The sequence below is a fragment of the Streptomyces sp. NPDC044719 genome (genome assembly GCF_056433405.1).
On the sequence record NZ_JBWKHE010000003.1, the window covers coordinates 364,249 to 381,105 of the forward strand.

Below are 16,857 nucleotides of genomic sequence, written 5' to 3' on the forward strand. Positions count from 1 at the left end.
GTGATTGGCTGGAGCCATGGCAAATCGTGCACGTGTCCGTGCCCCCGAGCTCATCGGGAAGGGCGGCTGGGTCAACACAGGTGAAAAGGAGCTCAGCCTCGCCGAGCTCCGCGGCCGGATCGTCATCGTTGACTTCTGGACATTTTGTTGCGTGAACTGCCTGCACGTCCTCGACGAGCTCCGGGAGCTCGAGGAGAAGCACCGGGACACCGTCGTCGTCATCGGGGTGCACTCGCCGAAGTTCGTGCACGAGGCCGAACATCAGGCGGTTGTCGACGCCGTGGAGCGGTACGGGGTGGAGCATCCGGTGCTCGACGACCCGGACCTCGCGACCTGGAAGCAGTACGCCGTGCGGGCCTGGCCGACACTCGTCGTGATCGACCCCGAGGGATATGTGGTCGCCCAGCACGCCGGTGAGGGGCATGTGCACGCCATTGAGCGGCTGGTGGCTGAGCTGGAGACCGAGCACGCGGCGAAGGGCACGCTGCGGTGCGGATGGGGGCACCTCCCATGCCCTTCAGGCAATGGGGGAGGGCCGTACGTGGCGCCGGAGCCGGAGCCGACATCGCTGCGGTTCCCGGGGAAGGCCGTGCCGCTGCCGTCGGGGAACTTCCTGGTCAGCGACACCACCCGGCATCAGCTGGTGGAGCTCGCCGAGGACGGCGAGAGTGTGGTGCGCAGGATCGGCTCCGGTGCGCGTGGGTTCGCCGACGGCTCCGCCGACGAGGCCGCCTTCAACGAGCCGCAGGGGCTCGCCCTTCTCGATGACGACTCCGTGGTCGTCGCCGACACCGTCAATCACGCGCTGCGGCGGCTGGACCTCACCACCGGCGAAGTCACCAGCCTCGCCGGCACGGGCCGGCAGTGGTGGCAGGGCTCACCCACCTCGGGCCCGGCCCGCGAGGTCGACCTCTCCTCCCCCTGGGACGTCGCCCTGTGGCAGGGCAGGGTGTGGATCGCCATGGCCGGTGTGCATCAGCTGTGGGCGTACGACCCGGCCGAAGGGACGGTCGCGGTCACGGCCGGTACGACCAACGAGGGGCTCGTCGACGGGCCGGGCGCCGAGGCCTGGTTCGCACAGCCGTCCGGGCTGGCCGCGACACCGGAGCGGCTCTGGCTCGCCGACTCCGAGACGTCGGCCCTGCGCTGGGTGGAGCCCGACGGCTCGGTCCACACCGCCGTCGGCACCGGCCTGTTCGACTTCGGTCACCGGGACGGTCCCGCCGAACAGGCCCTGCTCCAGCACCCGCTGGGCGTCACGGCGCTCCCGGACGGCTCGGTCGCGGTCAGCGACACCTACAACCACGCCCTGCGCCGCTACGACCCGGCGACCGGCGAGGTCACCACCCTGGCCACGGACCTGCGCGAGCCGTCGGACGCGGTGCTCGCCGGCGACGACATCGTGGTCGTGGAGTCGGCCCGGCACCGGCTGACCCGGCTGCGGCTGCCGGAGGAGGCGGTGAAGGTGCCCGAGGTGGCTCACCGCACGCAGCGGGAGGCCACCGAAGTGGCCCCCGGGCAGCTCCGGCTGGACGTGATCTTCCAGGCCCCGGCGGGCCAGAAGCTGGACACCCGCTACGGCCCCTCGACCCGTCTGCTCGTCTCCTCCACCCCGCCGGAGCTGCTGCGCGCCGGCGAGGGCGCGGGAACAGACCTCTCCCGCACCCTCGCACTCGACCCCGCCGTACCGGAGGGCGTGCTGCACGTCTCCGCGATGGCCGCCTCCTGCGACGACGACCCGGACAACGAGTACCCCGCCTGTCACGTCCACCAGCAGGACTGGGGCGTACCCGTCCGCCTCACCGAGGCGGGGACGGACCGGCTTCCCCTGGTGCTGGCCGGGATGGACGCCTGATCCGCCGACGCGTCACACGCCGTATCCGTCGCTGTAGCCATCGCGGCGGTGGTGCACCGCCGGGTCCTCGACGACGCCGGGCGTCGTCGGGGGCACCACCACGCGCCGGCGCCTGGCGATGCTGCTGAATGTGGTGACGCCGATCAGTCCGACGATCATGAAGATGATGCCGACCAGGTCGAGGTTGACCCCCTGCATGTCCCAGTCGGTCGCGAACGTGAGGATGGCTCCCACGGCGATGAGGATGATGCATCCGCCGAGGCCCATGTTGTGTCGCCTCCCTGTACGGTCCGGTCCTTCCGGTCCGCACCCCGGGTACCCCGGTGGGGAACGCCCATGCGGTGACGGCCCGTTCTACCTCTCGAGGAACGCGGTGAGCGCGTTCGCCAGGAGGAACGGGTCGTCGGCGCCGCACAGTTCGCGGGCGCTGTGCATGGACAGGATGGCCACGCCGATGTCGACGGTCCTGATGCCGTGCCGGGCGGCGGTGATCGGGCCGATCGTGGTGCCGCAGGGCATGGAGTTGTTGGAGACGAAGGACTGGAAGGGCACCCCCGCCTGCTCGCAGGCCGCCGCGAACTCGGCGCGTCCCGAACCGTCCGTGGCGTAGCGGTTGTTGACGTTGACCTTGAGGATCGGGCCGCCGTTGACGCGCGGGTGGTGCGTCGGGTCGTGCCGCTCCGCGTAGTTGGGGTGGACGGCGTGGCCCGTGTCGGAGGACAGGCAGACCGTGCCGGCGAAGGCGCGGGCCCGGTCCTCGAAGGAGCCGCCGCGCGCGAACACCGAACGCTCCAGCACGTTGCCGAGCAGCGGCCCGTCCGCGCCCGTGTCGGACTGGGAGCCGTTCTCCTCGTGGTCGAAGGCGGCCAGGACCGGGATGGACGCCGGTTTCGAGGCACCGGAGGCCACGGCCGCGAGGGCCGCCGTCCCGGCGTGCACCGAGAGCAGGTTGTCCATGCGCGGGCCCGCCAGCAGTTCGCGGTCGCGGCCCAGGTAGGCGGGCGGTTCCACGGAGTGCGTCATCAGGTCCCAGCCGGTGACCTCGCCCGCGGGGAGGCCGGCCGCCTCCTCCAGGAAGGCGATCAGGTCGCCGTCGCGCACATCGTTGCCCAGGCCCCAGACCGGCTGCAGGTGCCGCTGCTTGTCGAGCTTGAGCCCGTCCGCCGTCACCGACCGGTCCAGGTGGATGGCGAGCTGCGGCACGCGCAGCAGCGGCCGGTCGACGTTGACCAGGCGCGTCGAGCCGTCGCGCAGGGTCAGCCGCCCGGCGAGGCCCAGGTCGCGGTCCAGCCAGGAGTTGAGCAGCGGTCCGCCGTAGATCTCCACGGCCACCTGGCGCCAGCCGTGCGCCCCGCTGTCGGGCAGCGGCTTGACGCGCAGGTTGGGGGAGTCGGTGTGGGCGCCGACGATCCGGAACGGCGTGTGGGGCGTGGCGCCCTCCGGCACGTACCAGGCGACGATCGCGCCGCCGCGCAGCACGTACTTGCCGCCGCTCGTCCCCTCCCAGGCGTCCGTCTCCACGACCTGCCGGAAGCCCGCCTTCTCCAGCCGCTCGGCGGCCGTGGCCACGGCGTGGTACGGCGACGGGCTCGCCGCCAGGAAGGTCATGAGGTCGTCGGTGTGGCCGCGGTCGAAGCGGGTGGGTTCGGTCATGGGGTTACCTTAACGACGGACGAGGGCCCGTTCCCGGCGAAGGGAACAGGCCCTCGGACGGAGGACGTGATGATCTAGAACGCGGCCTCGTCCAGCTCCATCAGGTCCAGCTCGACGCCCTCGGCGACCTTGCGGGCCAGGGTGACGCCCGGCAGGACACTGGCCGCGAAGAACTTCGCCGCCGCGATCTTGCCGGTGTAGAAGGCCTTGTCCTTGGCGGAGGCGGTCTCCAGCTTTCCGGCGGCGACCGCGGCACCCTTGAGCAGCAGGTAGCCGACGACGACGTCACCGGAGGCCATCAGCAGGCGGGTGGTGTTCAGGCCCACCTTGTAGATGTTCTTGACGTCCTGCTCGGTGGCCGCGAGGTCGGTCAGCATCAGGCCGACAATCGCCTCCAGCTCGACGGCGGCCTTCGCGAGGTGCTCGCGGGCACCGGCCAGCTCCTCGCCGCCCTCACCGAGCGCCAGGAACTTCTTGATGTCCTCGGCGAGGGAGTTCAGCGCGGCGCCCTGGTTGCGGACGATCTTCCGGAAGAAGAAGTCCTGGCCCTGGATCGCCGTGGTGCCCTCGTAGAGGGTGTCGATCTTGGAGTCCCGGATGTACTGCTCGATCGGGTACTCCTGCAGGAAGCCGGAGCCGCCGAAGGTCTGGAGCGACTGGGCGAGCTGCTCGTAGCCCTTCTCGGAGCCGTAGCCCTTGACGATGGGCAGGAGCAGGTCGTTCAGGGCTTCCAGGTCGGCGGCGTCCTCGCCCGCGGCCTCCTTGATCTGGATCTCGTCCTGGACGGAGGCCGTGTAGAGGACCAGCGCCCGCATGCCCTCCGCGTACGCCTTCTGCGTCATCAGCGAGCGGCGGACGTCCGGGTGGTGCGTGACGGTGACCTTGGGCGCGGTCTTGTCCATGAAGTTCGCGAGGTCCGGGCCCTGGACGCGCTCCTTGGCGTACTCCAGCGCGTTCAGGTAGCCCGTCGACAGCGTGGAGATCGCCTTCGTGCCGACCATCATGCGGGCGAACTCGATGATGCGGAACATCTGGCGGATGCCGTCGTGCTTGTCGCCGATCAGCCAGCCCTTGGCGGGGTGCTGGTCGCCGAAGGTCATCTCGCAGGTGTTGGAGGCCTTCAGGCCCATCTTGTGCTCGACGTTGGTGGCGTAGACGCCGTTGCGCTCGCCGAGCTCGCCGGTCTCGAAGTCGAAGAGGTACTTCGGGACGAGGAAGAGGGACAGGCCCTTGGTGCCGGGGCCGGCGCCCTCGGGGCGGGCCAGCACGTAGTGGAGGATGTTCTCCGACATGTCGTGCTCACCGGACGTGATGAAGCGCTTCACGCCCTCGATGTGCCAGGAGCCGTCCTCCTGCTGCACGGCCTTGGTGCGGCCGGCGCCCACGTCGGAGCCCGCGTCGGGCTCGGTGAGCACCATCGTGGAGCCCCACTGCTTCTCCGTGGCGACCTTGGCGATGTGCTTCTGGACCTCGTTGCCCTCCTCGAAGAGGATGCCGGCGAAGGCCGGGCCCGAGGAGTACATCCAGACGGCAGGGTTGGCGCCCAGGATCAGCTCGGCGTAGGCCCAGATCAGGGAGCGGGGCGAGGTGGTGCCGCCGATCTCCTCGGGCAGGCCGAGGCGCCAGTACTCGGAGTCCATGAAGGCCTGGTAGCTCTTCTTGAAGGACGCCGGGACGGGCGCGGTGTTGGTCTCCGGGTCGAAGACCGGGGGGTTGCGGTCGGCGTCGATGAAGGACTCGGCCAGCTCGTTCTCCGAGAGGCGGGTGAGCTCCTCCAGGATGCTCTTCGCGGTCTCGACGTCCATCTCCTCGAACGGGCCGGTGCCGTACAGCTTGTCCCGCCCGAGTACTTCGAAGAGGTTGAACTCGATGTCGCGGAGATTCGACTTGTAGTGCCCCATGGCGACGGCTCCCGGCTCCGTAGAGAGATCGGCGAGGCACTGGATCCTCGCGCTAGTTCACGTACCAACAAGTAGCTACGATGATGCTACCCGTCGGTAATAAGAAGCAACCCCGAACCCGTCATCTGTGACAGGTCACACCGGAACGGTCAGTTCCGCGGTGTAGCCGCCCCCGGTGCTGCCCGTCATCGTGGCCAGCTGACGGTCGTGGCCGTCGCCGAAGACGCCGTCGCTCTCCAGGGAAAGCCCGCTCAGGTTCCGGACACTCTCGCCGTAACCGTCCGTGGCGTACACCGTCTCGCAGACGTCCTTGGGGAAGGCGAGCTGCGAGGTGTTCGTGATCGACGTGGCCGCCGTGGCGTCGGCCAGGCTGCCGTAGACCTCGAAGTGGAGGTGCGGCCAGCGGCCCGGGTAGCAGCCGGGGAAGACGCTCCTGAAGGTGAGGCGGCCCTCGTCGTCGGTCTCCTGGACGCCGCGCAGGTAGTTCTCCTCGGTGACGCCCTCGGAGTACAGGGAGTAGGCGCCGTCCCGGTCGCACTGCCACAGGTAGACGGCGGCGCCCCGCTTCGGGGCGTCGCAGCCGGAGGCCGCGTCCACCACGGTCAGCGTGATCGTCAGGGGTATCCCCTCGGCCGTGCCGCCCGCGGAGTCGCCGAAGCTGCGCGTGATGTCGCTGCGGACGACCCCGCTCTCCTTCAGGACGTTCACGCCGTTCGAGCCGTCGCCCGGGAAGGGGCCTGCCGTCTCCTGGGGGATCTCCGCGCAGGCGCCGGGTGACGAGGGCGACGCCGGGGTCTTCTCCTGCGGCGTGCAGCCCACCAGCGGAATCAGGCCCGCGCCCGCCATCAGCCGGATCATCCGACGGCGGGCGAGGACGGGGAGGTCGTAGGAGAGGCCTCGGTCGTGTTCGTGCGGGCCCTCGGCATCGCGTCCGTTCATGGCACCGACGCTATGAGTGGAGGCCGCGGCGATCCATAGCCGCGGCTGTCAAGTCACTGTCGAGTCGCTGTCGGTTCGCCAGGACCGCCGTACCGGCCCGTGCGCCCGGCCGCTCTCGGTACGCTTGCGCTCATGTACGGCTACGACCAGACAGCGGGCCCGCAAGCGCAGTACGCCCCTCCGCAGCAGCCGATGTCCGGCGGATACGGGCAGCAGCCGCCGCTGTACCCCGAGCCGTCCCCGCCCTCCCTCACGGACGCGGTGCGCGCGTTCACCACCGGGCAGATGGCGGCCGAGGACTTCCAGCAGGCCTTCGCGACGTCGAAGGTCTACTGCCCGCGCGGCGACAACCCCGGCTTCCTCGCGCTGCACAACACCCAGCAGCCGGTGATCCCGATGTTCAGCACGCTCAAGGAGCTGCGCCGGTACGCGGGCAAGGAGTCCAAGTACTTCGTGATCACCGGTTCCGAGGTGCTGGACCTGCTGCCGACCGGCTACGGGTTCGTCCTCGACATGGAGGGCGAGCACCGGATGGTGTTCGACGCGAAGGCCGTCGAGCAGATGGTCGAGTTCGCGATGCGCCGGATGTATGGCGGCTGACCCTGCGTGCTGACCTACTCGGGAAGCCGTAGCGCCAGGCCGTCCAGGACGACCTCCAGGCCGTAGGTGAACTTGTCGTCCCGGATCCGCGCGGGGTCGACGGGCTGGTCAGCGGTCCGTGCGTCGGCGGCCGCCAGGTGGTCGTAGCCGGCGGAGGCCTCCCGGGCCGCGGGCAGCAGCCGCGCGACGAACTCCGGCTCGCTCTCGCCGGAGCGGGCGACCGTGGTGAGCCAGGCGGCCTCCGTGGTGGACATGCCGATGACGTACGAGAAGACCGCGTCGATCGCCCGGCTCGGCTCGGGGAACCCCGCCGCCGTGAACAGCGCCGCGAGCCGCTCGGAGAAGGCCATGTAGTTGGGCCCGAGGTAGGCGAGCCCGGCCTGGCCCAGGACCAGGGTCAGCCAGGGGTGCCGTAGCGCGGTCGTACGGAAGGACCCCGCGGCCTCGGTCACCGCCGCCCGCCAGTCGGTGCCGCCGGCCGGCGGGACGTGGATCTCGGCGGCGACCTCGTCCACCGCGAGCTCCATCAGCTCGTCCTTCGTGGCCACGTGCCGGTACAGGGACGTCGCGCCCGCGTTCAGACGGGCGCCGAGCTTGCGCATGCTGAGCGCCTCGATGCCGTCGGCGTCGAGCATCGCGATCGCCTCCCGCACGATCGCGTCCCTGCTGAGCGCGGGCTGGTCGGGGCGGCGCTGCTCACGGGTCCATACGGACGGGATCGGGTTCTTCTCCGTCGTCTTCGTGCTCTTGGGCATCGACACTCCTCCTGGCGATCGGCTCCGACCTGGTGCGAACAGCGTGCGCATTCAGCGTACAGAACTCAAGGGTTGCGAACACTGTTCCGCCATGCGTACAGTGTTCGCATCGAAGGAACGGTGTTCGCGGGAGGGGAAACAGACATGGACGCTCGCAATCCACGCCGCTGGTGGATCCTGGTGGTGCTCTGCCTGAGCACGCTCGTGCTGGTCGTCGACAGCATGGCGCTGACGGTCGCGGTGCCCACGCTGACCGAGGACATCGGCGCGAGCACCCAGGACATGCAGTGGATCCTCGACTCCTACACCCTGGTCTTCGCCGGACTGCTGCTGACCTCGGGAAGCCTGGGGGACCGGTTCGGGCGCCGGAAGGTGATGCTGATCGGCCTGCTGCTGTTCGGGGCGGCCTCGCTGGGGGCGGTGTTCTGCTCCACCCCGGGTGAGCTGATCGCCGTGCGGATCGCGATGGGGGTCGGCGGAGCGCTGATCATGCCGTCCACGCTGTCCATCCTGATCACCGTCTTCGACGAGGACGAGCGGCCCAAGGCGATGGCGGCCTGGGGCTCGGTGTCGATGCTGGGGCTGGTCGGCAGCCCGGTCCTCGGCGGTGTGCTGATCGACCACTTCGCCTGGCAGGCGATCTTCCTGATCAATGTGCCGATCGTCGCGCTGGCACTGCTGGCCGGTGTGCTGCTGATGCCGGAGTCCAAGGCGCCGTGGCAGAAGCCGGACCCGCTGGGCGCGGTGCTGTCCGCGGTGGGCATGACGGCCCTGGTGTGGTGGATCATCGAGATTCCGCAGCACGGCGCGTTCGAAGGCCGTTCCCTGCTCGTCCTGGCCGTCGCGGTGGTCGCCCTGACCGGCTTCGTGATCTGGGAGAACGTCACCCGCTCGCCGATGGTCCCGCTGGTCCTCTTCAAGAACCGCGACTTCAGTGGTGGCTCGCTCTCCCTGTCGCTCGTCCAGATCGGCAACGCCGGCCTGCTGCTGGTCCTGACCCAGTACCTCCAGTTCGTGCTCGGCTACTCCGCCGTCAAGGCGGGCCTCGCCTTCCTGCCGCTGGCCGTCGCCGCGCTGGCCGGCAACGCCGCCGGGGCCCAGCTCGCCGTGAAGGCCGGGAACCGGATCGTCATCCTCGCCGGGATGCTGCTGATGGCCGCCTCCTTCGGCCTGCTGACCACGCTCGACGCGGACAGCGGGTTCACGGTCCCGGCCGTGGCGCTGGGGGTCCTCGGCCTGGGCGCGGGGCTCGCGATGCCGGCCGCGGTGGCCGCGCTGATGGGCACCATCCCCGAGGACAAGGCGGGCGTGGGCTCGGCCCTCAACGACACCATCCAGCAGTCCGGCACCGCTCTCGGTATCGCGATCCTCGGCTCCCTGCTCTCCAGCGGCTACGCCGACGCGATGCCGGCCGGCGCTCCCGGGCAGGCGAAGGAGTCCATCGGCGGGGCCCTGGCCGTCGCCGGCGGTGACACGGGCCTGGTCCGGGCGGCTCGCGAGGCCTTCACCGCCTCGATGTCGACGACCTTCACGATCAGCGCGATCGGTGTCCTGGCGGCGGCCGTGGTGGCCACGCTGGTGATGCGGGACCGCAAGGCCGAGCGGCCCGAGACCGAGGGGGTCGAGGCCGAGGAGCACCGACTGGTCGCCTGACCTGGTCGTATGAGGGCCGGCACCCCGAAACGGGGTGCCGGCCCTCAGGCATGTCGGCCTTCCGGGGTTCGGGCCGCCCTCCGCTGGGAATGCCCTCCCGGTTTTCTCTGTTTGGGGTGGCAGAAAGTTCAACGCTCAACTAAACTGGGCGTACACGAGGAGGAACCGACATGCCTGCAGTGACCGTCGAGAACCCGTTGACGCTGCCCCGCGTGACCGCGCCGACCGACGCCGTGGCACGTCCCGTGCTCGCCGTCACGACCGCTCCGAGCGGTTTCGAGGGCGAGGGCTTCCCGGTGCGCCGGGCTTTCGCGGGGATCAACTACCGTCATCTCGACCCGTTCATCATGATGGACCAGATGGGCGAGGTGGAGTACGCGCCGGGTGAGCCTAAGGGCACGCCCTGGCACCCGCACCGCGGCTTCGAGACCGTCACGTACATCATCGACGGGATCTTCGACCACCAGGACAGCCAGGGTGGCGGCGGCACCATCACCAACGGCGACACCCAGTGGATGACCGCGGGCTCGGGTCTGCTGCACATCGAGGCCCCACCGGAGCATCTCGTCATGTCCGGCGGGCTCTTCCACGGCCTCCAGCTGTGGGTGAACCTCCCGGCCAAGGACAAGATGATGGCCCCGCGCTACCAGGACATCCGCGGCGGCTCGGTCCAGCTGCTCTCCACCCCCGACGGTGGCGCGCTGCTGCGGGTCATAGCCGGTGAGCTGGACGGGCACGCGGGCCCCGGCATCACGCACACCCCGATCACGATGGTCCACGCGACGCTGGCCCCGGGTGCGGAGCTCACGCTGCCGTGGCGCGAGGACTTCAACGGCCTGGCGTACGTCCTGGCCGGCCGGGGCAGCGTCGGCGTCGACCGCCGCCCGGTCCACACGGGCCAGACGGCCGTCTTCGGCGCGGGCTCCTCGCTGACCGTCCGCGCGGACGAGAAGCAGGACTCGAACACGCCGGATATGGAGGTCGTGCTGCTCGGCGGACAGCCGATCCGCGAACCCATGGCCCACTACGGCCCGTTCGTGATGAACACCAAGGACGAGCTCATGCAGGCCTTCGAGGACTTCCAGAAGGGCCGCCTCGGCACGGTGCCGGCGGTGCACGGCATGTCCCCGAGCGGCCCGCAGGACTGACGACACCGGCACCACCAGGGGGCGTCGCACACGCGACGCCCCCGTCGGTGACCGGTGATCGGATCAGCCGCGCTGACGCCCCGTCACCCGGCCGGGCCGTTCCGGCGGGACGGGGGGTTCGGGGCGTGGTCGGGTGGAGGGGTGCGGGACTTCGATCCGAACGCGGCCGGGGACGGGACGCTGCTCCCGGGCCCCCTCCGGAGCCTGGCCGCCTGGTGTGCGTTGATCCTGCTCGTGTCCGGGGTCGTCTACGTCGGGATCCGGCTGTGTGACGAGTTCCGGACCGCTGTCGTGCCCGTGCTGCTCGCGTTGCTGGGGACGGCGCTGCTCGGGCCGTTGCACCGGCGGCTCGTGAAGGCCGGGGTGCAGCGGTCGGTCGCCGCCGGGCTCACCTGTGTCGCCGTGGTCGCCGTGGTGGGCGGGGCCGTGTACATCGTGGTCGCCGCGCTGATCGACACGGGTGACGAGATCGTCGCCTCGCTGAAACAGGCCGCCCGTGGTGTCTCCGAGCACTTCGGGGCCGCCGGGACCTCGCTGGACGACCTCGCCTCCAACGCGCGGGAGCTGCTCGGCAAGTTCGGCGGCACCGCCGCCTCCGGTGTGATCAGCGGGGTCAGTGTCGTCGGCGAGTCCCTCGCCATCGCCGTGCTCGCGCTGCTGCTCGTCTTCTTCTTCCTGCGCGATTCCGACAAGGCCACCGGGGCGCTGCGGGCGCTGGCGCCCCGGGGTTCGGCCGACACCCTGGAGGCCATGGCGCGGCGGGCCTTCCGAGCCGTCGAGGGGTTCATGCGCGGTACGACGTTCATCGCGCTCATCGACGCCCTCTGCATCACCGTGGGGCTGCTCGTCCTGGACGTGCCGGGCGCGGCGGGACTGGGCGCGCTGGTCTTCGTCGGGGCGTACATCCCCTACCTGGGCGCCTTCATCTCCGGTGCCGTCGCCGTGCTGGTCGCGCTCGCCGACCGGGGGTTCGTCATCGCGCTGTGGGTGCTGGGAGTCGTCCTCGCGGTGCAGGTGCTGGAGGGGCATGTGCTCCAGCCATTGATCCAGAGCCGGACCGTGCAGATGCACCCGGCGGTGGTGATGGTGGCGATCACGGCCGGCGCGTCCGTCGCCGGGGTGCTCGGCATGCTGCTCGCCGTGCCGCTCACCGCGGCCGCCTTCGGCGTCCTCCAGGAACTCCGCACCCGCTACGGCGACCAGGAGCCGTCGCCCGGGCCGTCCACGGACTCGTAGAGCTCGAACCAGATGCTCTTGCCCTCGCCCCGCGGGTCCACCCCCCAGGCGTGCGCGAGCAGTTCGATCAGCACCAGGCCGCGGCCGGAGGACGCCAGCTCCCCGGGTCTGCGCTTGTGCGGCAGGTCGTCGCCGCCGTCCGTGACCTCGATCCGCAGCCGCCGCTCCCCCACCGCGCCGGTGATCTCGGCGACGAGCAGCGCGTCGGAGTCGGTGTGCACGAGGACGTTCGTCAGCAGCTCGGACAGCAGCAGCACCGCCGAGTCGAGCTGGTCCGGCGAGGCCCAGTCGTGCAGCAGTTCGCGCAGCTGCTGCCGGGCCGCCCCGACCCGCTCGGGCTCGGCCTGCGCGACCGTCAGCACCGTACGCCGCACCGGGCGCGCCGCGGTCATGGTGTCGCCGCAGCCGCAGCCCTCGCCCTCCCGGCTGAGCAGCAGCACGGCGATGTCGTCCTCGCGGCGGTCGGCCAGCGGGCCGGTGGTGTGGTGCGAGGACGGCCCGTGCACGGCCTGCACCAGGGTGTCGGCGAGTTCCTCCAGATCGCCCTTGTGCTCCTCCAGGATCACGCGCAGCCGCCGCCACCCGGTGTCCAGGTCGTGGCCGCCGGTCTCGATCAGGCCGTCCGTGCAGATCAGCATGGTCTCGCCGGGCTCCAGCGCCAGCCGGGTCGTGGGGTAGTCGGCGTCCGGGTCGATGCCCAGCGGCAGGCCGCCCGACGTCGGGCGGGTCAGCACCGTGCCGTCGGCCATCCGGAACGCCGGGTCGGGGTGCCCGGCACGGGCGATGTCCAGCACCCCCGTCGCCGGGTCGACCTCGACGTACACGCAGGTCGCGAAGCGCGGGTCGGACGGGTCCTCGTCGCTGATGCCGTGCAGGAAGCGGGCGGCGCGGGACAGCACCGCGTCCGGCCGGTGCCCCTCCGAGGCGTAGGCCCGCAGGGCGATCCGCAGCTGGCCCATCAGGCCCGCCGCCTGTACGTCATGCCCCTGGACATCGCCGATGACCAGCGCGAACCGCCCGCTCGGCAGCGGGATCACGTCGTACCAGTCGCCGCCGACCTGGAGTCCGCCGCCGGTGGGGACATAGCGGGCGGCGACACTCATGCCCGGGATGCGCTGCGAACCGAGCCTCGGCAGCATCGTGCGCTGGAGCCCGTCGGTCAGCGCCCGTTCGCTCTCGGCCACGCCCGCCCGGGTCAGGGCCTGCGCCAGCATGCGCGCCACCGTCGCCAGCACGGACCGCTCGTCCGGCGTGAAGGCGACCGGGTAGGTGAAGGCGGCCATCCACGCGCCCATCGTGCGGCCGGCCACGGTCAGCGGCAGGAACGCCCAGGACCGGCGGCCGAAGCGCTCGGCGAGCGGCCAGGTCAGCGGATAGCGCTCCTTGTACTGCTCGGGGGAGGACAGATACACGGCCCGGCCGGTGCGCGCCGCCTCGGCGGCCGGGTAGTCCGTGTCCAGCGGCATCTCCGAGAACGGGCTCTCGGCGCCCTGCTGTTGACCGTGGTGGCCGATGACGGTCAGCCGGTCGCCCGCCACGCCGAACACCGCCAGCCCGTCCGGTGAGAACCCCGGCATCGACAGATTGGCCGTGACCCGCAGCACCTCCTGCGTGGAGCGCGCCTCGGCCAGCGCCCGGCCCGCGTCCAGCAGGAAGGCCTCCCGCGAGCGCCGCCAGTCACCGGTGACCGCGCTGCGCCCGGCCGGGGTGCCCGGTGTCGGCTCCGTCACCTCCTGGAGGGTGCCGATCAGCCGGTACGCCTTGCGGGCCCGGTCGAAGGACGGCTTGGAGCGGCTGCGGACGATGCGGACGATCCGGCCCCGCTCGTCCATGATGCGGATCCGCACCTCGGCGAGGGTGCCCTCGGCGACGGCGAGCTGGACCACACCGGTGATCTCGTTCCAGTCGACCGGGTGCAGCCGAGCCCGGGCCTGAGCCTCGGTGAGGCTGACCTGCTCGGCGGGCAGCCCGAGCAGCCGTGCCGCCTCGGCGTCGACCGTGACCAGCCCGGTAGCGGTGTCCCAGTGCCAGAGGCCGGTCGCGAGGGCGGCGAGGGCCTCCCCCACGGCGGGCAGGGGCTCGCCAGTGCGCATTGCCCTACTTTAAGAAGAGGGGATCGCACACTGCCACCGAAGGCCGAAGTGTGCTCGATCGTTAACTGTGAAGAACTCTGGAGAGCCGATCTTGCCGTGCCCGGTACGCTGGGGACCAGTTTCACGTGAAACACAGACCCCGATCAGCGAAGACTGGATGAACGACGATGCATCGGTACAGGTCCCACACCTGCGGCGAGCTCCGCTCCTCTGACGTCGGCACCGACGTCCGGCTGAGTGGCTGGCTGCACAATCGGCGCGACCTGGGCGGCATCCTCTTCATCGATCTGCGCGACCACTACGGCATCACGCAGCTCGTCGCCCGTCCCGGCACCCCCTCCTACGAGGCTCTCGACAAGCTCTCCAAGGAGTCGACCGTCCGCATCGACGGCAAGGTCGTCTCCCGCGGCGCCGAGAACATCAACCCCGAGCTGCCGACCGGTGAGGTCGAGGTCGAGGTCGGCGACGTCGAGCTGCTCGGCGCGGCCGCTCCGCTGCCCTTCACCATCAACGCCGAGGACGGGGTCAACGAGGAGCGGCGCCTGGAGTACCGCTTCCTGGACCTGCGCCGCGAGCGCATGCACCGCAACATCATGCTGCGCACGGCCGTCATCTCGGCGATCCGGCACAAGATGACGGCGCTGGGCTTCAACGAGATGGCGACGCCGATCCTGTCGGCCACCTCCCCCGAGGGCGCCCGCGACTTCGTCGTCCCGTCCCGTCTGCACGCGGGCAAGTTCTACGCCCTTCCCCAGGCGCCCCAGCAGTTCAAGCAGCTGCTGATGATCTCCGGCTTCGACCGCTACTTCCAGATCGCGCCCTGCTTCCGCGACGAGGACGCGCGCGCCGACCGCTCGCCGGGCGAGTTCTACCAGCTCGACATCGAGATGAGCTTCGTCGAGCAGGAGGACGTCTTCCAGCCGGTCGAGAAGCTGATGACCGAGCTGTTCGAGGAGTTCGGCGGCGGACGCCACGTCACCTCGCCGTTCCCGCGGATCCCGTTCCGCGAGGCGATGCTCAAGTACGGCTCCGACAAGCCGGACCTGCGCGCGCAGCTCGAGCTCGTCGACATCACCGACATCTTCGAGGGCTCGGAGTTCAAGGCGTTCGCCGGCAAGCACGTGCGCGCCCTGCCCGTGCCGGACGTCTCGGCGCAGCCCCGCAAGTTCTTCGACCAGCTCGGTGACTACGCCGTCTCGCAGGGCGCCAAGGGCCTGGCCTGGGTCCGTGTCGCCGAGGACGGCTCGCTGTCCGGCCCGATCGCGAAGTTCCTCACCGAGGAGAACGTCGCCGAGCTGACCAAGCGCCTGTCCCTGGCCGCCGGTCACGCCGTGTTCTTCGGCGCGGGCGAGTTCGACGAGGTCTCGAAGATCATGGGCGCGGTGCGGGTCGAGGCTGCCAAGCGTGCCGGGCACTTCGAGGAGAACGTCTTCCGCTTCTGCTGGATCGTCGACTTCCCGATGTACGAGAAGGACGAGGAGACCGGCGCGATCGACTTCTCGCACAACCCCTTCTCGATGCCGCAGGGCGGTCTGGAGGCCCTGGAGACCCAGGACCCGCTGGACGTCCTGGGCTGGCAGTACGACATCGTCTGCAACGGCGTCGAGCTGTCCTCCGGCGCGATCCGGAACCACGAGCCCGAGATCATGCTCAAGGCCTTCGAGATCGCCGGGTACGACCGGGAGACCGTCGAGGAGAAGTTCGCCGGCATGCTGCGCGCCCTGCGCTTCGGCGCCCCGCCGCACGGCGGCATCGCCCCGGGCGTCGACCGCATCGTCATGCTGCTCGCCGATGAGCCGAACATCCGCGAGACCATCTCCTTCCCGCTCAACGGCAACGCCCAGGACCTGATGATGGGCGCGCCGACGGAGCTGGAGGAGGCGCGGCTGAGGGAGCTGCACCTGTCGGTGCGCAAGCCGCAGCCGAAGTAGGCGTACGGATGTGAGTGGCTCGGAACCGGCGTCGGTTCCGAGCCACTTTCGTACCCAGGGCTCTCACCCAGCTCTTACCCAGGCTCCTGACAGGCGTGCTCCCTAGCTTCCCTTCCCATGACGGGACAGGAAACGGCCCCAGGGCCGAAACACAAACGGGATCTGACACGCCGTAAGGTCGTCGCCGCGGGCGCCGGCGCGGTGGTGGCGGCGGGCGTCGGCGGCACGTTCGCGGCGGGCGCCTTCGCCGGGGAGGAGCCGAAGGCCGCCAAGGGGGCGAAGGCCGCCGCGAGTGCCGGCGAGGTCTGCTACAAGCTGACCTCCGAGACCACCGAGGGCCCCTACTACATCGACGCGGACAAGCTTCGCCGGGATGTCACCGAGGACCAGGAGGGCATCCCGCTCACCCTGCGCCTGAAGGTGATCGACTCCGAGACCTGCAAGCCCCTGGCGAACGCCGCCGTCGACATCTGGCACTGCAACGCGCTGGGCGTGTACTCGGGTTACGAGGACATGGGCAGCGGCGGCGGGGGCGGCGGGGGTGGTACGCCGCCTTCCGGTACCCCCTCCGGGACGCCGACCGGTACCCCCACGGGTCCGCCGCCGGACGGGGGCGGCGGAGGCGGGGGCCACCAGGAGCCCACCGACGACGAGCGCTATCTGCGCGGCACCTGGCGGACGGACAAACGGGGCTTCGTCGAGTTCCGCACGGTTTTCCCCGGCTGGTACCAGGGACGCTGTGTGCACATCCACACCAAGGTGCACGTCAACGGCACCTGGACCGAAGCCGGTTACGAGGGCGGCACCACCTGCCACACCGGCCAGCTCTTCTTCGACGAGGAGTCCGTGCTGGCCTCCGCCGAGGTCGAGCCGTACTCCACCAACACCACGACCCGCACCACCCTCGACGAGGACACCATCTACCCGGGCAACGGCACCGAGGGCGGTCTGCTGAAGCTGAAGTACAAGAAGGGCGCCATCGCCCAGGGTGTGGTCGCCACCCTCACCATGGGTGTCGACCCCGAGGCGACGCACGACGGCACGGACGGCTCGGTCCAGCCGGGCGCGTCGGCGTCGGCCTCGGCGGCGTAGC

13 protein-coding genes are annotated in these 16,857 nt (G+C 70.5%); 7 read left to right on the plus strand and 6 right to left on the minus strand.

The window, feature by feature from the left end:
* Positions 1-16: 16 nt before the first annotated feature.
* On the plus strand, positions 17-1,855 hold the full coding sequence (locus AC07DF_RS13200; protein WP_478970040.1) for a thioredoxin-like domain-containing protein: 1,839 nt from the start codon (positions 17-19) through the stop codon (positions 1,853-1,855).
* Positions 1,856-1,867: 12 nt separating this feature from the next.
* Here the strand turns inward: AC07DF_RS13200 and AC07DF_RS13205 are convergent, their stop codons facing one another.
* From AC07DF_RS13205 to AC07DF_RS13220, 4 genes are all read right to left on the minus strand, one after another.
* A complete protein-coding gene (locus AC07DF_RS13205; RefSeq protein ID WP_478970042.1) occupies positions 1,868-2,122 on the minus strand; it encodes a DUF6458 family protein in 255 nt (84 codons plus the stop codon).
* Positions 2,123-2,209: 87 nt separating this feature from the next.
* The gene (locus AC07DF_RS13210; protein ID WP_478970043.1) at positions 2,210-3,508 is read right to left on the minus strand and encodes a M18 family aminopeptidase; all 1,299 of its coding nucleotides are present in this window, start codon (positions 3,506-3,508) and stop codon (positions 2,210-2,212) included.
* 74 nt (positions 3,509-3,582) lie between these two features.
* Positions 3,583-5,409 (minus strand): acyl-CoA dehydrogenase, encoded by a 1,827-nt coding sequence (locus tag AC07DF_RS13215; RefSeq protein ID WP_478970045.1) that lies wholly within the window; start codon positions 5,407-5,409, stop codon positions 3,583-3,585.
* A gap of 135 nt (positions 5,410-5,544) precedes the next feature.
* Positions 5,545-6,348, minus strand: coding sequence for a dioxygenase family protein (locus tag AC07DF_RS13220; protein WP_478970047.1), 804 nt, complete (start codon positions 6,346-6,348; stop codon positions 5,545-5,547).
* Between the two features lie 132 nt (positions 6,349-6,480).
* On the opposite strand from AC07DF_RS13220, the gene AC07DF_RS13225 reads away from it, so the two are divergent.
* Positions 6,481-6,948 (plus strand): SseB family protein, encoded by a 468-nt coding sequence (locus tag AC07DF_RS13225; protein ID WP_189727101.1) that lies wholly within the window; start codon positions 6,481-6,483, stop codon positions 6,946-6,948.
* Between the two features lie 14 nt (positions 6,949-6,962).
* On the opposite strand, the gene AC07DF_RS13230 is transcribed toward AC07DF_RS13225, so the two are convergent.
* On the minus strand, positions 6,963-7,703 hold the full coding sequence (locus AC07DF_RS13230; RefSeq protein ID WP_478970049.1) for a TetR/AcrR family transcriptional regulator C-terminal domain-containing protein: 741 nt from the start codon (positions 7,701-7,703) through the stop codon (positions 6,963-6,965).
* Between the two features lie 144 nt (positions 7,704-7,847).
* On the opposite strand from AC07DF_RS13230, the gene AC07DF_RS13235 reads away from it, so the two are divergent.
* The 3 genes from AC07DF_RS13235 to AC07DF_RS13245 all read left to right on the plus strand — a co-directional run bounded on the left by AC07DF_RS13235 (position 7,848) and on the right by AC07DF_RS13245 (position 11,740).
* Entirely contained in the window at positions 7,848-9,356 is a 1,509-nt protein-coding gene (locus AC07DF_RS13235) for an MFS transporter (protein WP_478970051.1), read from the plus strand.
* Between the two features lie 170 nt (positions 9,357-9,526).
* Positions 9,527-10,504 carry a pirin family protein gene (locus tag AC07DF_RS13240; RefSeq protein ID WP_478970053.1) on the plus strand — a complete coding sequence of 326 codons (978 nt, stop codon included), beginning with the start codon at positions 9,527-9,529 and terminating at the stop codon, positions 10,502-10,504.
* Positions 10,505-10,645: 141 nt separating this feature from the next.
* Entirely contained in the window at positions 10,646-11,740 is a 1,095-nt protein-coding gene (locus tag AC07DF_RS13245; RefSeq protein WP_478970055.1) for an AI-2E family transporter, read from the plus strand.
* Here the strand turns inward: AC07DF_RS13245 and AC07DF_RS13250 are convergent.
* On the minus strand, positions 11,695-13,833 hold the full coding sequence (locus tag AC07DF_RS13250) for a SpoIIE family protein phosphatase (RefSeq protein ID WP_478970057.1): 2,139 nt from the start codon (positions 13,831-13,833) through the stop codon (positions 11,695-11,697). The two genes, AC07DF_RS13245 and AC07DF_RS13250, sit on opposite strands and share 46 nt — an antisense overlap.
* A 167-nt stretch (positions 13,834-14,000) precedes the next feature.
* Here AC07DF_RS13250 and aspS point away from each other — a divergent pair, with 167 nt between their 5' ends.
* A complete protein-coding gene (gene aspS, locus AC07DF_RS13255) occupies positions 14,001-15,764 on the plus strand; it encodes an aspartate--tRNA ligase (protein WP_478970059.1) in 1,764 nt (587 codons plus the stop codon).
* Between the two features lie 117 nt (positions 15,765-15,881).
* Positions 15,882-16,856: an intradiol ring-cleavage dioxygenase gene (locus AC07DF_RS13260; protein WP_478970061.1), complete on the plus strand. Its 975-nt coding sequence runs from the start codon at positions 15,882-15,884 to the stop codon at positions 16,854-16,856.
* Position 16,857: the final 1 nt, after the last annotated feature.

What these genes read in the sequence shown, in the direction of transcription:
- AC07DF_RS13200 (WP_478970040.1), top strand. Translation starts at nt 17, where the DNA reads ATGGCAAATCGTGCACGTGTCCGTGCCCCCGAGCTCATCGGGAAGGGC.
- AC07DF_RS13205 (WP_478970042.1), bottom strand. Translation starts at nt 2,122, where the DNA reads ATGGGCCTCGGCGGATGCATCATCCTCATCGCCGTGGGAGCCATCCTC.
- AC07DF_RS13210 (WP_478970043.1), bottom strand. Translation starts at nt 3,508, where the DNA reads ATGACCGAACCCACCCGCTTCGACCGCGGCCACACCGACGACCTCATG.
- AC07DF_RS13215 (WP_478970045.1), bottom strand. Translation starts at nt 5,409, where the DNA reads ATGGGGCACTACAAGTCGAATCTCCGCGACATCGAGTTCAACCTCTTC.
- AC07DF_RS13220 (WP_478970047.1), bottom strand. Translation starts at nt 6,348, where the DNA reads ATGAACGGACGCGATGCCGAGGGCCCGCACGAACACGACCGAGGCCTC.
- AC07DF_RS13225 (WP_189727101.1), top strand. Translation starts at nt 6,481, where the DNA reads ATGTACGGCTACGACCAGACAGCGGGCCCGCAAGCGCAGTACGCCCCT.
- AC07DF_RS13230 (WP_478970049.1), bottom strand. Translation starts at nt 7,703, where the DNA reads ATGCCCAAGAGCACGAAGACGACGGAGAAGAACCCGATCCCGTCCGTA.
- AC07DF_RS13235 (WP_478970051.1), top strand. Translation starts at nt 7,848, where the DNA reads ATGGACGCTCGCAATCCACGCCGCTGGTGGATCCTGGTGGTGCTCTGC.
- AC07DF_RS13240 (WP_478970053.1), top strand. Translation starts at nt 9,527, where the DNA reads ATGCCTGCAGTGACCGTCGAGAACCCGTTGACGCTGCCCCGCGTGACC.
- AC07DF_RS13250 (WP_478970057.1), bottom strand. Translation starts at nt 13,833, where the DNA reads ATGCGCACTGGCGAGCCCCTGCCCGCCGTGGGGGAGGCCCTCGCCGCC.
- aspS (WP_478970059.1), top strand. Translation starts at nt 14,001, where the DNA reads ATGCATCGGTACAGGTCCCACACCTGCGGCGAGCTCCGCTCCTCTGAC.
- AC07DF_RS13260 (WP_478970061.1), top strand. Translation starts at nt 15,882, where the DNA reads ATGACGGGACAGGAAACGGCCCCAGGGCCGAAACACAAACGGGATCTG.